General features: G+C 68.6%; 15 protein-coding genes. 5 read left to right on the top strand and 10 right to left on the bottom strand.

Annotated features, from left to right (window positions below; translation table 11 throughout):
- Nucleotides 1-135: 135 nt before the first annotated feature.
- A complete protein-coding gene (locus JL101_RS04165; RefSeq protein WP_203098384.1) occupies nt 136-2,568 on the top strand; it encodes a putative bifunctional diguanylate cyclase/phosphodiesterase in 2,433 nt (810 codons plus the stop codon).
- Between the two features lie 146 nt (nt 2,569-2,714).
- Here JL101_RS04165 and JL101_RS04160 read toward each other — a convergent pair whose 3' ends face one another.
- From JL101_RS04160 to petA, 5 genes are all read right to left on the bottom strand, one after another.
- A complete protein-coding gene (locus tag JL101_RS04160) occupies nt 2,715-3,548 on the bottom strand; it encodes a VOC family protein (protein ID WP_203098385.1) in 834 nt (277 codons plus the stop codon).
- Nucleotides 3,548-4,093 (bottom strand): DUF924 family protein, encoded by a 546-nt coding sequence (locus JL101_RS04155; RefSeq protein ID WP_323374708.1) that lies wholly within the window; start codon nt 4,091-4,093, stop codon nt 3,548-3,550. Before JL101_RS04155 ends, JL101_RS04160 begins: the two co-directional genes overlap by 1 nt.
- A gap of 93 nt (nt 4,094-4,186) precedes the next feature.
- Entirely contained in the window at nt 4,187-4,954 is a 768-nt protein-coding gene (locus JL101_RS04150; RefSeq protein ID WP_203098386.1) for a cytochrome c1, read from the bottom strand.
- 1 nt (nt 4,955) lies between these two features.
- The gene (locus JL101_RS04145; protein WP_203098387.1) at nt 4,956-6,212 is read right to left on the bottom strand and encodes a cytochrome b; all 1,257 of its coding nucleotides are present in this window, start codon (nt 6,210-6,212) and stop codon (nt 4,956-4,958) included.
- A 20-nt stretch (nt 6,213-6,232) separates the two neighbouring features.
- On the bottom strand, nt 6,233-6,802 hold the full coding sequence (gene petA / locus JL101_RS04140) for a ubiquinol-cytochrome c reductase iron-sulfur subunit (protein ID WP_203098388.1): 570 nt from the start codon (nt 6,800-6,802) through the stop codon (nt 6,233-6,235).
- Nucleotides 6,803-7,091: 289 nt separating this feature from the next.
- Between petA and JL101_RS04135 the strand changes: the two genes are divergently transcribed.
- Nucleotides 7,092-7,580 (top strand): tRNA (cytidine(34)-2'-O)-methyltransferase, encoded by a 489-nt coding sequence (locus JL101_RS04135; RefSeq protein ID WP_203098527.1) that lies wholly within the window; start codon nt 7,092-7,094, stop codon nt 7,578-7,580.
- 4 nt (nt 7,581-7,584) lie between these two features.
- Nucleotides 7,585-8,469 carry an oxygen-dependent coproporphyrinogen oxidase gene (gene hemF / locus JL101_RS04130; RefSeq protein WP_203098389.1) on the top strand — a complete coding sequence of 295 codons (885 nt, stop codon included), beginning with the start codon at nt 7,585-7,587 and terminating at the stop codon, nt 8,467-8,469.
- 158 nt (nt 8,470-8,627) lie between these two features.
- Here hemF and JL101_RS04125 read toward each other — a convergent pair whose 3' ends face one another.
- The 5 genes from JL101_RS04125 to JL101_RS04105 are packed head-to-tail and all read right to left on the bottom strand — an operon-like array spanning nt 8,628 to nt 11,722.
- Complete coding sequence (locus JL101_RS04125; RefSeq protein WP_203098390.1) at nt 8,628-9,032, bottom strand: hypothetical protein; 405 nt, start codon at nt 9,030-9,032, stop codon at nt 8,628-8,630.
- Between the two features lie 22 nt (nt 9,033-9,054).
- Entirely contained in the window at nt 9,055-10,242 is a 1,188-nt protein-coding gene (locus JL101_RS04120; protein ID WP_228435278.1) for a CCA tRNA nucleotidyltransferase, read from the bottom strand.
- Nucleotides 10,243-10,245: 3 nt separating this feature from the next.
- Nucleotides 10,246-10,548: a DUF6111 family protein gene (locus tag JL101_RS04115; protein WP_203098391.1), complete on the bottom strand. Its 303-nt coding sequence runs from the start codon at nt 10,546-10,548 to the stop codon at nt 10,246-10,248.
- A complete protein-coding gene (locus JL101_RS04110; RefSeq protein WP_203098392.1) occupies nt 10,542-11,225 on the bottom strand; it encodes a CoA pyrophosphatase in 684 nt (227 codons plus the stop codon). Before JL101_RS04110 ends, JL101_RS04115 begins: the two co-directional genes overlap by 7 nt.
- Complete coding sequence (locus JL101_RS04105; RefSeq protein ID WP_203098393.1) at nt 11,165-11,722, bottom strand: DUF1285 domain-containing protein; 558 nt, start codon at nt 11,720-11,722, stop codon at nt 11,165-11,167. Before JL101_RS04105 ends, JL101_RS04110 begins: the two co-directional genes overlap by 61 nt.
- Nucleotides 11,723-11,917: 195 nt before the next feature.
- Between JL101_RS04105 and JL101_RS04100 the strand changes: the two genes are divergently transcribed.
- Nucleotides 11,918-12,925: an AAA family ATPase gene (locus JL101_RS04100; protein ID WP_203098529.1), complete on the top strand. Its 1,008-nt coding sequence runs from the start codon at nt 11,918-11,920 to the stop codon at nt 12,923-12,925.
- A 6-nt stretch (nt 12,926-12,931) separates the two neighbouring features.
- Nucleotides 12,932-13,843 (top strand): DUF58 domain-containing protein, encoded by a 912-nt coding sequence (locus JL101_RS04095; RefSeq protein ID WP_228435277.1) that lies wholly within the window; start codon nt 12,932-12,934, stop codon nt 13,841-13,843.
- Nucleotides 13,844-13,845 lie beyond the last annotated feature (2 nt).

Below are 13,845 nucleotides of genomic sequence, written 5' to 3'. Positions count from 1 at the left end.
GATGGAGGAAAAGATTTTTTACTAAAAATGGGGCAATGATCCGGCTTACTGTGTTACTTGTGACAGGAGCTAGTACGGCACGAGCCGGATCAATGGGCCGGATCAATGGGTTTAAGTACAGGCATGTATGATGTGATGGCCGCTGGTCTGGAAGCGCTGGTCGCGCGTCCGCGCAACCCGGCGTCCGAAGGAACCGGTCACGCGATCCTGAAGAGGCCGGCGGCGCCCCCGGCGGAGCCCGAGGTCGTCGCGGTGAACAGCCGCTTCATGCACTTGCTGGGTGCCACCGCGGACGAGATCGTCGGGCGCCCGCTGGGCGAGCTGGCCGCCCGGTCGGCCCGCCCGGAGGATGTCGCCCGTCTCGCCGAGGTGCTGGCCGCCAACGAGATCGCGACGGTCATCCTCAACCTGGCCGCCGGCCCCGTCGCGCTGATCATCCAGCCGATCAGTGTGACCGGAGACGGCCCGGCCTCGCACATCCTGGTCACCGAGGATACCGGCCCGAGCGACGGCCAGATCAGCCTGGTCATCGACCACCTGCTGGCCGCCGTCTTCATCGTCGACGTCCAGCCGGACGGCAGCTTCCGCTATGCGATGCTGAACCGCCGCCACGAGGAGCAGACCGGCCTGATCGCAGCCGACGTGATCGGCCGCAGCCCGGCGGAGGTCCTGCCGCCGGACGACGCCGCGAGCGTCCTCGCCCATTACCGGACCTGCGTCAAGCGCCGGCTGCCGACCACCTTTCAGGAGGTGCTTCACCTGCCGACCGGCCGCCGCCACTGGGAAACCCGGCTGGTGCCGATCACCGGAGGGGTCGCGGGTTCGCGGGTCACCCGCCTGTTCGGATCGAGCATCGACATATCGGAACGGGTGGTGGCCGAGCAGGCGCTGCGCGACAGCGAGCAACGATTCCGCTCGATCTTCGAGCATGCCGGGGTCGGCATCGGCTACGCCGCCGTGGACGGCAGGATCATCGACGTGAACCGCACCCTGGAGAACATGCTGGGCTACGGGCGCGACGAGCTGATCGACAAGTCCTTCAAGCAATTCGTCCATATCGACGAGATCTCCCACGTCACCGGCCGCTTCCAGGAGCTGCTGAGCGGCCGCCGGGCCACGTTCCAGACCGAACGCCGGTTCCAGCGCCGCGACGGGACCGCCCTGTGGGCGCGCACCACGGCGTCGCTGGTGCGCGATCCGCTGGGCCGGCCGAAATACATCATCGGGCTGTTCGAGGACGTGACGGAAACCCGCCGCGCCCGCGAGCGCATCCATTACCTCGCCTCCTTCGACCAGGTCACCGGGCTGCCCAACCTGTCGCTGTTCAGCGAGCGGGTCGCCGCGGCGCTGGAGCAGTCGGAATCCGCCGGCCGGGTCGCCGCCCTGCTGGCGATCAGCTTCGACCGGCTCGACCCGATCCGGTTCGCGCACAGCCGCAGCGCCGCGGAACACCTGATGCGGCGTCTGGTGGACCGGCTGCGCCGGGCGCTCGGCCCGGGCGACCTGGTCGGCCGGATCGGCGACGACCTGTTCGCCGTGCTGCTGCCCGACTTGGCGGACCATGAGGAGGCGCTGGCGACGGTCAAGAGCATCATCGCCACCTTCGGCACGCCGATCGAGGCCGACGGGCAGGATTTCCTGCTGCCGCCGATGATCGGCGTCAGCCTGTTCCCGGCCGACGCCACCGGACCGGACGAGCTGGTCCGGATGGCGGGGGCCGCCCTGCAGCGCGCCCGCGACCTCGGCACCTCGCGGTACGAGCTGTACTCTCCCGACATGGAGACCCACGCGGCCCGCCAGCTCTCATTGGAGAGCCGGCTGCGCCGCGCGATCGACGCCGACCAGTTCGAGCTGCTGTACCAGCCCAAGATCGAGGTCGAGACGCTGAAGCTGACCGGCTTCGAGGCGCTGGTCCGCTGGCGGGGCGAGGACGGTGCCCTGATTTCCCCCGGCGAGTTCATTCCGGCTGCGGAAGAAACCGGCCTCATCATCCCGCTGGGCGAGCTGGTGCTGCGCGACGCCTGCCGCCAGATGGCGGAGTGGCGGCGCGAGGGGGTGGTCGACGTGCCGGTCTCCGTCAACCTGTCGGGCCGCCAGGTCAGCGACCCGCTCCTGAGCCGGAAGGCGCTGGCGATCCTGAGGGACTCCGGCCTGCCGGCATCGCACCTGAAGCTGGAATTGACGGAGACGGCGCTGTTCCGCAGCACGCCGGGGATTCGCGACGCGCTGCTCGAACTCCACGCGGCCGGCGTCCGCTTCATGCTGGATGATTTCGGAACCGGATATTCCTCGCTCAGCTACCTGAAGCGCTTCCCGATCGAAGCGATCAAGATCGACAAGAGCTTCGTCCAGAGCATGGTCGAGGATCCCGACGCCGCCTCCATCGTGAACGCGATCATCAACATGGCCCATGCCCTGAAGATGCGGGTGGTCGCCGAAGGGGTCGAGACCCACGAGCAGCTGATCTTCCTCAGGGCCTACCGCTGCGACCGAATGCAGGGCTTCCTGTTCGCGCCGCCGACGCCGGTCGCCGACATCCCGGCGCTGGTGCGCCGGCTGGCGGTCTAGGGCTCAGTGGCGTAGGTCGGCGTTCGCCCGTCAGGGCGAACGCCGACACCCTGCGTCAACGCTCCGGCCACGCTGTCGGCGTCGGCCTTCGGCCGAGGCCGACCTACGGCAAATCGACCAAAACCACTGTGCAGGGCTACCAGGACTCAAGACACGGCGAACTCCAGGATGACGCCGTTGGCCTGGTCCGGCGGCACGACGATGCGCGCACCCGGAGCTTCCGCCGTCGCAATCCCCTGGCCGCCCAGGTAGGCGCCGGTCTCCGCCAGGTCGCGGCAGAGCACCGTCATCACCGGCGCGGGCTCCAGGCCGGGGTAGCGGCGGGCGAGACGGTCCGGGGCGACGAAGCGCAGGTCATGGGTCCCCGCGCGGATGTCGAGGCGGCCCCTGCCGGCATGAAGCGACGCCGGGCCGAACAGGGCCTCGTAGGCGGGTGCCAGCGCTGCGGGATCCTCCGCCGGGACGGTGACCCCTTCCAGGCCGATGGCGCCGTTGGCGTGGTCGAGCCAATCCGGACGGCGCAGCAGGCCGGGCGTCAGGTGCGTGCAGCAGAAGGCCGACAGGCCGGGCGTCGCCTCGGGCTTGAAATGGACCAGCGAGAAGCGCGGCGTTACCGTCCCCTCGGGCAGTTCCAGCAAACGGCCGAGGTCCTTCGGCGGTCCGGTGACGTCGGGGTGGGCCAGGTGGACGGCGTCCGGGTCCGGGGCCGAAAAGGCGAGCCCGAGGAACCCTTCGCCCCGCGTCTCCAGCAGGGTGTCCAGTCGGTTCAGGAATTGGCCGGGATCGACGATGCCGAGCAGCTCGACATAGTCGCCCGGGAACATGATGCAGTAGTTGCCGGTCCCCCAGCCGATATGGCGGCCGCGCGGGGTCACGGTGAAGCCGAGGTGCCGCCATGTTGCGCGCGCGGCCTCCAGGTCGCGGACGCCCACCAGGGTATGGTCGATGCCCGAGATCGGGCCGATCGCCGGGGCGGCCATCAGAACGACGATCCCGGCTGCTTCAGGAAGTCCTCTTCCTCCTCCGTCGAGACCCGGCCGAGGATGCGGTTGCGGTGGGGAAAGCGGCCGAACCGCTCGATGACCCGCAGGTGCCGCTCGGCATAGTCGAGATAGCCGGGATCGCCCACCCGGTCACGGAACAGTTCGACCGAGAGGCGCTGGTCCGCCAGATCCTCGCTGTGCTCCAGCGGCAGGTAGAGGAAGGTGCGCTCATCCCGGTCGAAGCCGCCGTCGTAGCCGCGCTCGACCGCCAGCCTGGTCAGGTCGCGGGCGGCGGCATCGGTCGCGAAGGCGCGGGCGCTGCCGCGGAACACGTTGCGGGGCACCTGGTCGAGCAGGATCACCAGCGCGAGGCAGCCGCGCGGATCGTCGCGCCACTCGGCCAGGCGGTTCGCCGCCGCCTGCTCGTGGGCGGGCAGCAGGAGGCGCCGGACCTCGGCGTCGAACGCGTCGCTCTTCTCGAACCAGTTCGGGCGGGTCGCCGGACTGAACCAGAACCCATGGATGTCATGGAACGTCATCATTCGTCGCTTCCTTCCCTTCTTCGCGCGTTCGGACAAAAGAAAAGGGCGCCGGAGGCGCCCTTTTCCAGGAGGTCCGATAGACACCGGCGGCACTCAGGGGTGCGCGTCGGCCCAGACCTTGCGCTTCACGGCGTACATCATACCCGTGAAGACCAGGAGGAACAGTATCACCTTCACGCCGGTCTGCTTGCGCGCTTCCAGGTGAGGCTCCGCGGTCCAGGTCAGGAAGGCCGCGACGTCGTGGGCCAGCTGGGCCTGGGTGGCCGGGGTCTCGTCGGCATAGGTGACGCTGTCGTCCTGCAGGATCGGCGGCATGCCGATCAGGTGGCCGGGAAAGTACTTGTTGTAGTACTGGCCGTCCGGCACGTTGAAGCCTTCCGGCGGATCCTCGTAGCCGGTCAGCAGGGCGTAAATGTAGTCCTCGCCGTAAGGACGGGCCTTGGCCATCAGCGACAGGTCGGGCGGATAGGCGCCGCCGTTGGCCACGCGGGCGGCCTGCTCGTTCGGGAACGGGTTCTTGAAGTGGTCCGCCGGAATGGCGGGCCGCTCGAACATCTCGCCGTTGTCGTTCGGCCCCGCGGTGACCTCGTACTGGGCCGCGATCGCCTTGACCTCGTCCTCGTTGAAGCCCAGCGCCTCAAGGTTGCGGTAGGCGACGAGGTTCATCGAGTGGCAGGTCGCGCAGACCTCCTTGTAGACCTGGAAACCGCGCTGGAGCGCCGCCCGGTCGAAGGTGCCGAAGATGCCGCTGTGGGACCATTCCTGCTTGGGCGGAACCGGGGCTTCACCCGCGGCAAGGGCGGTGCCCGTGAGGCCGAGGCCGAGGGCCGCGGCCAGGATGACCGTCTTCAACGCGCGCATGTTAGGCCTTCTCCATCGGCTTGGCGGCTGCCGCGGTCGCGATGCGACCACCGCCCAGTACGGGTTCGCTGATGCTGCTGGGAAGCGGCCGCGGACGCTCCAGCTTGCCGAGCAGGGGCAGGATGATCAGGAAGTGGGCGAAGTAGTAGATCGACGCGACACGGGCGACGGTCAGCCAGATGCCTTCCGCCGGCATGGCGCCGGCATAGCCCAGCACGAGGCAGGCGACGACCAGAACCCAGAAGAACTGCCGGTAAATCGGCCGGTAGTTGGAGCTGCGGACCTTGGAGGTGTCGAGCCAGGGCAGGAAGAACAGGACCGCGATGGCGCCGAACATGGCGAGCACGCCGCCCAGCTTGTCGGGAACCGCGCGCAGGATCGCGTAGAACGGCAGGAAGTACCATTCCGGGACGATGTGCGCCGGGGTGACCAGCGGGTTGGCCGGGATATAGTTGTCCGGATGACCCATGTAGTTCGGCGCGAAGAACACGAAGCCGGCGAACACCAGCAGGAAGATGCTGAGGCCGAAGGTGTCCTTGATCGTGAAGTAGGGGTGGAACGGCAGGCTGTCCTGCGGGCCCTTGATGTCGATGCCCACCGGGTTGTTGGACCCGTGGACATGGACCGCGGCGACGTGCAGGAAGACCACGCCCAGCAGCACGAACGGCAGCAGGTAGTGCAGCGCGAAGAACCGGTTGAGGGTCGGGTTGTCGACCGAGAAGCCGCCCCACAGCCAGGTCACGATGTGGTCCCCGATGATCGGGAAGGCCGAGAACAGGTTGGTGATGACGGTGGCGCCCCAGAAGCTCATCTGGCCCCAGGGAAGGACGTAGCCCATGAAGGCGGTGGCCATCATCAGGAGCAGGATGACGACGCCCAGCATCCACAGGATCTCGCGCGGGGCCTTGTAGGACCCGAAATACAGGCCGCGGAAGATGTGGATGAACACGGCGATGAAGAACATCGACGCGCCGTTCATGTGGATGTAGCGGATCAGCCAGCCCGAGTTGACGTCGCGCATGATGCGCTCGACCGACTGGAAGGCGTAGGCGGTGTGCGGCGTATAGCTCATCGCCAGGGTAATGCCGGAGACGATCATGATGATCAGCGTGACCATCGCGATCGCGCCGAAGGACCACAAATAATTGCAGTTCTTCGGCATCGGGTATTCGTTGTACTCGTGGTGCAGCCCGGTGAAGATCGGCAGGCGGTAGTCGATCCACCGGACTATGGGGTTCTTGAACTGCGGGGCAGCCATGTTCAGCTCCAGTTGACCAACTAGCCGAGGCGAATCGAGGTGTCCGTCAGGAAGGCGTATTCCGGAACGGCGAGGTTCAGCGGTGCCGGACCCCGGCGGATGCGGCCCGAGGTGTCGTAGTGCGAACCGTGGCAGGGGCAGAACCACCCGCCGTAATCACCCTTGGGATCGGTCGGTTTCTGGCCGAGCGGGACGCAGCCCAGGTGGGTGCAGACGCCGACCATGACCAGCCATTGCGGCTGCTGGACGCGCGCGCTGTCGGGAGCGGGATCGCGCAGCTCGGCGAGGTCGACCGCCTGGGCGGTCGCGATCTCCTCCTCCGTGCGGCGGCGGATGAAGACCGGCTTGCCCCGCCACGTGACCGTGATCGCCTGGCCGACCTGGACCGGCGACAGATCGACGTCGATCTGGGCGAGCGCCAGCGTATCGGCCGCCGGGTTCATGCTGTTGATGAACGGCCAGGCGACCGACGCGACGCCGACCGCGCCGACTGCCGCGGTAGCGAGATAGAGGAAATCGCGACGGGTCGCTCCCTCGCCTTCATGGCCTCCCTGACCGCCAGCACCGGCCGGATGGGTGGTATCCGACATTAGCTTTTCTCTCCTTGGCCCTGGCAAGCGCACTGGCGTGCGCTTGCAAACCGGACGGACATTAACAATAGTTTTCGGCCGTGTCTGCTTCGGACCTTGCCCAAAACCTCGAGCCCAAAACCTCGGGACTAGGGGCCGGTTCGCGCCGGCCGCAGTTGCGACAGGGATATACCTCCGGTTCCCGGTCAAGGAAAGTCGGAGTTCCGGGGACATAGTGTCGCGCTTGCCCGACTGGGTCGTTTCGCAGAAAGAATGACTCTTGATTTTTCCGCCGACTGACACTAGCCGCATCAGGCTCGCGCTCTACCAGCCCGACATTCCCCAGAATACCGGCGCGATGATGCGCCTTGCCGCCTGCCTGGGCGTGCCGCTGGACATCATAGAGCCCTGCGGCTTCATCCTGGACGACCGCAGGCTGCGCCGCGCCGGTATGGATTATATTGATCATCTTGATCTCGCCCGCCATGCCTCCTGGGAAAAATACGTCGCCGCAACGAATCGCGGCCGGCTCGTCCTGCTGACCACGCGCGGCTCGGTCCCCTATCTCGACTTCGGTTTCCGGCCCGGCGACACGCTGCTGCTGGGCAGCGAGAGCGCCGGCGTGCCGGACGGCGTCGCGGAAGCCGCGGACGCCCGGGTCAGGATCCCGATGCGGCCGGGCCTGCGCTCGCTGAACGTGGCCCTCGCCGCGGCCATGGTGCTGGGCGAAGCGTTGCGGCAGACTGCCCCCGACGGTAAGGGAACCGACGGTATCGGAATGGAAACGGGAAGGGACTGAGGGGATGGACGACACGAAGGACCGCGCGGTCCCGACCGAGGAGCACAAGGCCCGCGCCGCCGCCTGGTTCGCCGAGTTGCGCGACCGGATCTGCGCCGCGTTCGAGGCGCTGGAGGACGAGTTGACCGGCACCCTTTCGGACATGCCGGCCGGCCGGTTCGAGCGCAAGGCCTGGGATCGGCCCGACGCCGAGGGGTCGCACGGCGGGGGCGGCGTGATGTCGATCATGCGCGGCCGGGTGTTCGAGAAGGTCGGCGTGAACATCTCGACCGTCCACGGCACCTTCAGTCCCGAGTTCCGCAAGAACATGCCGGGCGCGGCGGACGACGGAAGGTTCTGGGCCGCGGGAATCAGCCTGGTGGCCCACATGCGCTCGCCGCTGGTCCCCGCGGTCCACATGAACACGCGTCATATCGTCACCAGCCTCGGCTGGTTCGGCGGCGGCGCCGACCTGACGCCGATGTTCCCGGCGGAACAGGACGCGGCCGATTTCCACGCGGCGCTGAAGGGTGCCTGCGACGCCCACGGGACGGACTATTACGAGCGCTTCAAGGAGTGGTGCGACCGCTACTTCTTCCTGCCGCACCGGAACGAGCCGCGCGGCATCGGCGGCATCTTCTACGACAACCTGGATTCCGGGAACTGGGAGGCCGATTTCGCCTTCACCCGCGACGTCGGGCTCGCCTTCCTGGACGTCTATCCCCGGATCGTGCGCCGCCACATGAACGACCCCTGGACGCCCGAGCAGCGCGAGCACCAGCTGGTCCGGCGCGGCCGCTACGTGGAGTTCAACCTGCTCTACGACCGCGGCACGACCTTCGGCCTGAAGACCGGCGGCAACGTGGAAGCGATCCTGATGTCGATGCCGCCGGAGGTGAAGTGGCCGTAAAGCATTATTAAATGGATTGTATTGCCCACAGATAAACGCAGATGGACACAGATAAGGCTTAAGTATCTGTGTCCATCTGCGTTCATCTGTGGATGATTTGAGATCCTTTGATCAGGAGCTCTCGCCGAGAGAGCACCGACGGCCGACGATCCGCAGCCCTACGGCCTTCGGTTGCGCAGCCAGCCGAACAGGATGGGGGCGGCCAGTTCGAGGAGGAGGACGAAGGGCCAGGGCTCGCCGCGCCAGAAGGCGTAGTTGGCGAGCAGGTTGGGCCAGCTGACGCCCATCACGGCGCGGGCGATCGTCAGTTCCAGGGCGACGGAGGCGGCGAGCCAGAGCAGGCCGGCCAGGACGGCGCGGGGCAGCCAGCCGGGGCCGGCGGTAAGGCGCGCGTGCAGCCAGGCCACCGCCAGGATCAGGACGGCTGTCGAGGCGATCCGATAGGTGAAGGCGTTGACGCCCCCGATGCGGTCGGCCAGTACGGCGATGGAAAAAGCCGCGTTGCCGAAGACCAGCGCGATCAGGACGCCGGCCAGGACGACGGTGACGATCAGGGCGCGCATCGCTGGTGTCCTTTCCCGGACTTCACTGCCGGGCGCGCAGTTCGGCCAGGCATTCCTCGCGGCTGGGGCGATAATCCCGATCCTCCCACCAGCGCTCCAGGTCGCGCAAGAGCTGTCCGACCAGCTTGCCCCGGGGAATGCCCAGGTCGAGCAGGTCGCGACCCTGGAGCGGGAAGCGGGGGTTCTCCCAGGCGCCGACCGCCGCCTCCACCTCGGCCATGCGGCCCGGGGCATGCAGCAGGGCGACGTCGCGCACCCTGTCCGGTCCCAGCCTGTAGAGCGCGGGGCGGAGACCGGCGGAAGCCGGGTCCAGCGGGGGTGCGGCCAGCAGCGCCAGCCGGTCGGTGTCGGCGTTGGACAGCCTGAGCCTCTCCGCGACCCGGAGGGCGCCCGCGCGGTCCACCTCCAGCAGGGCGGCCAGGCGCAGCAGGGGATCGGGCCGGTCCGGCGCCATGCCGAGCAGCCGCCCGAGCCGGTCGAGCGCGGTCGCCTCCGGCAGCAGGTGCGCCATGATCCCCAGGTCGGCCATGAGACGCAGCACGGGCAGCGGGTCGGCGGCGCCCAGCAGCCGGAAAAGCTCGCCCTGGACCCGCTCGCCCGACAGGCGGGGCAGCAGCGGCGCCAAGTCGGCGCAGGCGTCCAGCGCCGCCGGCTCCGGCGGTGTGCGGCCGTAATGGGCCTGGAAGCGGAAGAAGCGCAGCAGGCGCAGCACGTCCTCGGTGATGCGGGCTCGGGGATCGCCGACGAAACGGACATGGCCGGCCAGCGCGTCGCGCACGCCGCCGAACGGGTCGTACAGCGTGCCGTCGATCGCGCAGAACAGCGCGTTCATGGTGAAGTCCCGGCGCGACGCGTCAATCATCCAGTCGTCTGTGAAGGCCACGCGGGCGTGCCGGCCGAACGTTTCGACATCGTGACGAAGTGTCGTGATCTCGTAGTGGGACCCGTCCGCCACCGCGGTGACGGTGCCGTGGGCAAGCCCCGTGGGGATCGCCCGCAGGCCGGCGGATTCCAGCAGCCGGAGGACCCGTTCCGGCTCCGCATCGGTCGCGATGTCGATGTCCTTGACCGGCCGCCGGAGCAGGGAGTCGCGGACGCAGCCGCCGACGAAGCGGGCCTTGGCCCCGTCCGCCGTGAGGGCATCGAACACCCGCACCGTCCCGGGCGCCGCCATCGCGGGCGGCAGCTCGATCCTGCCGGCGGGCTCCACGGCTCAGCGCCCCGGCGCGGGAGCGGACGGGGTCGTCTCGCCCTCCACCACGCGGCCGTCGATCAGCCGGGCGGGATGGTAGGTGGCCGTCGTATCGGAACCGCCGGTGAGCGCCACCGTCACCAGCGTCAGTCCGGCCAGAGCCACGCCGCCGACGATCAGCGGGGTCCAGGGCGCGCCCACCCACCAGGGCTGGACCGCGCCGCCCGAGGCGCCGGCCCGGCGGCGCTCGACCAGCATGTAGGCCATGTAGACCAGGGTCGGCAGCATCAGCGGCAGCACGACCAGGAGAAGTTTCCTCAGCATCGCCCGTGCAGCACGTCGACCAGGTTCACCAGCATCCCGGCCGTCGCTCCCCAGATGTATCGGTGCTCGTAGGGAAACACGTAGAAGTACCGTTGGGTGCCCTGGAACTGGCGGGTCTCCTTGCGGGCGGCGCCCGGTTTCAGGAAGAAGTCCAGCGGCACCTCGAACACCTCCGCCACCTCGAACGGGTCCGGGTTCAGGATGAAGGGCGGGCGGACGAAGCCCACGATCGGCGTGATCTCGAAACCGGTGCGGGTCACGTAGGTGTCCAGCCGCCCGGCCACCTCCACCCGCTCGGGCGCCAGCCCGATTTCCTCCGAGGTCTCGCGCAGGGCGCAGGCGAGGGCGTCCTGGTCGGTCGGCTCCATCCCGCCGCCGGGAAAGCTGATCTGCCCGGCATGCGCCGCCAGATGGGCGGTGCGCTGGGTGAAGATGACCGTCATCCCGTCCGGCCGTTCGACCAGCGGGACCAGCACAGCCGCGTGGCGGAGCTGCGCCGGGGCGCCGGTGCCGGGATTGAGGTCGTGGTCGCCCCTGATGCTGAGGGTGCGGCCGGGTGCGGCCGCGAAACGCGGGATCAGGCTCCTGATCCGCTCCTTGGTGATGTCGCCGACGGTCAGATCCCCGTTGCCCTGCTCATCGGACGCCCCAGAGGAAAGAATGTGCCCATGCTCCATATTCCGACCTGAACTTCCTCTCCGTCCCCGCGCGTCTCGGCACGCTCCACCAGATCGTAGAAGACCGATCGCGTAATCCTGGCTTCCAGATTGTCACGCACCAGGATATAGGGTCTCGGCTCGCCGGTTCCATCATCCTCCTCAACCCTGATCGGATGATCCGGCCCGGCGGTCACCTCGGCGTCCAGGTTCGTGCGGAAGGTCAACCGCTGGTTTGGGCCCTCGCCGCTGACGGTCAACCCTACCGCGGTGAACGGCACCTCGTCGACCTGTATCCTGCCCCGTTCCGCCGGAGTAACCAACCAGTAATCGCCGGCCTCGTCGCGGCGGAGAACGGTCGAGAAGAGCCTGGACAGCTCCAGCCGGCGGATCGGCGACCCATGATAGTACCATGTGCCGTCGCGATCGATGCGAATCGGGTAGCCCTCGTCCGGCCCCGGGCCGTCGGGGCGGAACAGGCCGGACGGCATGCCCGGCGTCGGAATCGAACTGGTCATAGGCTTGCTTTCCCCCTTGTGAAGCCGAATTTCCTGTTAATATCGGTACCCGGGTACGCAATTTCGCCATACTGGTAATCTAGGTCCGATACCCTGATTGAGAACGGGCGTCGCAACGCCTGGTTTCCGGCGGGGGTTCCGCAGCCGGTTGTCTTGAGAGCACAGGAGATCCCTGATTTGACCGCTACCGATGCAATGCGCCACGGGTCTGCCGGGATCGAGAATCCGGCCCAGCTTCTGGCCGAGGTGGAAACCCTGGGCGGCCGCCTGTCCATGGTGCGGGACCGGATCGGCCGCATCATCTTCGGCCAGCAGGACGTGGTGGACCTGACCCTGATCACCCTGCTCGCGGGCGGGCACGTGCTGCTGATCGGCGTCCCCGGCCTCGCCAAGACCCGGCTGGTCGAGACGCTGGGCATCGTCCTGGGGCTCGACGACAAGCGCGTCCAGTGCACCCCCGACCTGATGCCGGCCGACATCCTGGGTTCGGAAGTGCTGGAGGAGGACGAGAACGGCCGCCGGTCGTTCCGCTTCATCCCCGGCCCGGTGTTCTGCCAGCTGCTGATGGCGGACGAGATCAACCGCGCCAGCCCGCGGACCCAGTCGGCCCTGCTCCAGGCGATGCAGGAGCGCCGGGTCTCGGTCGCCGGCCATTACCATCCCCTGCCCCAGCCGTTCCACGTCCTGGCGACCCAGAACCCGCTGGAGCAGGAAGGCACATATCCCCTGCCGGAAGCGCAGCTCGACCGCTTCCTGATGCAGGTCGACGTCACGTATCCCGACTACGACGCCGAGCGGCGCATGCTGATCGCCACCACCGGGACCGAGGACGAGGCCGCGGTCGCCGTGCTGAACCCGGCCGACCTGATGGCGGCCCAGCGGCTGGTCCGCCGCATCCCCGTCGGCGAGAGCGTGGTCGAGGGCATCCTGAGCCTGGTCCGGTCGGGCCGGCCGGAGACCAGCGAGATGGAGGAGATCCGCAGCCACGTGGCCTGGGGACCCGGCCCCCGCGCCAGCCAGGCGCTGATGCTGGCCGCCCGCGCCCGCGCGGTGCTCGACGGCAGGCTGTCGCCCTCGCTCGACGACGTGCTGGCCCTGGCCAAGCCGGTGCTGAAGCACCGCATGGCGCTCAACTTCGCGGCCCGCGCCGACGGCATCACGCTCGACGACGTGATTGACCGCCTCTGCGCCCCGCTGCGGTAGCCGGGCATGGCGCGCGACAGGATGGGAAAGCCCGATCTCGCGGCGACCTCGCTGCGGGCGCAGCACCGGTCGGAAGCGCTGGCGTCGCGGCTGCCGCCCCTGCTGGTGGCGGCCGAGCGGGTCGCCTCCACCGTTGCCCAGGGCGTCCACGGCCGCCGGCGCGTCGGGACCGGGGAGACCTTCTGGCAGTATCGCCGCTACGAGGTCGGCGACAGCGCCCTGATGATCGACTGGCGCCAGTCGGGCAAATCGCAGCCCGTCTTCGTGCGCGAGAACGAGTGGGAGGCGGCGCAGAGCGTCTGGCTCTGGACGGACGCCTCGTCGTCCATGGACTACCGCTCGTCCCCCGGCCTGCCGACCAAGAAGGAACGCGCCGAACTGCTGCTGCTGGCGCTTGCCGTCCTGCTGGTGCGCGGCGGCGAACGGGTGGCCCTGCTGGGTTCGGGCGTGCCGCCGTCGGGCAACAAGGTGACGCTGAACCGGCTCGCCATGACCCTGGCGGAGGGGCAGCTGCCCAGGGACGGGCTGCCCGCGGTGCCGCTCCTGCCCCGCCATGCCCAGGCCGTGCTGATCGGCGACCTGCTGTCGCCCCTGGCGGAAATCCAGCGGACCGTGGCGGCGTTCAGCGGCCGCGGCGTGCGTGGCCACCTGGTCCAGGTGCTCGACCCGGCGGAAGAGACGCTGCCCTTCGCCGGCCGGATCGAGTTCGAGGGCCTGGAAGGCGAGGAGGAACTGCTGATCCCGCGGGTCGAGGCGGTCCGCCAGACCTATCTGGAACGGCTGGAAGCCCACCGCGACGGCTTGGCGGCCCTTGCCCGCGCCGCCGGCTGGAGCTTCGCGACGCACCGGACCGACAGGCCGCCGCAGACGGCGCTCCTGGCACTTCACGGGGCGATTGCCCAAGCACCGAAGAGCTGAAC

It is taken from the genome of Skermanella rosea, from assembly GCF_016806835.2.
GTDB classification, from domain to species: Bacteria; Pseudomonadota; Alphaproteobacteria; order Azospirillales; family Azospirillaceae; genus Skermanella; species Skermanella rosea.
This window is presented reverse-complemented; position numbering and strand designations above follow the sequence as displayed.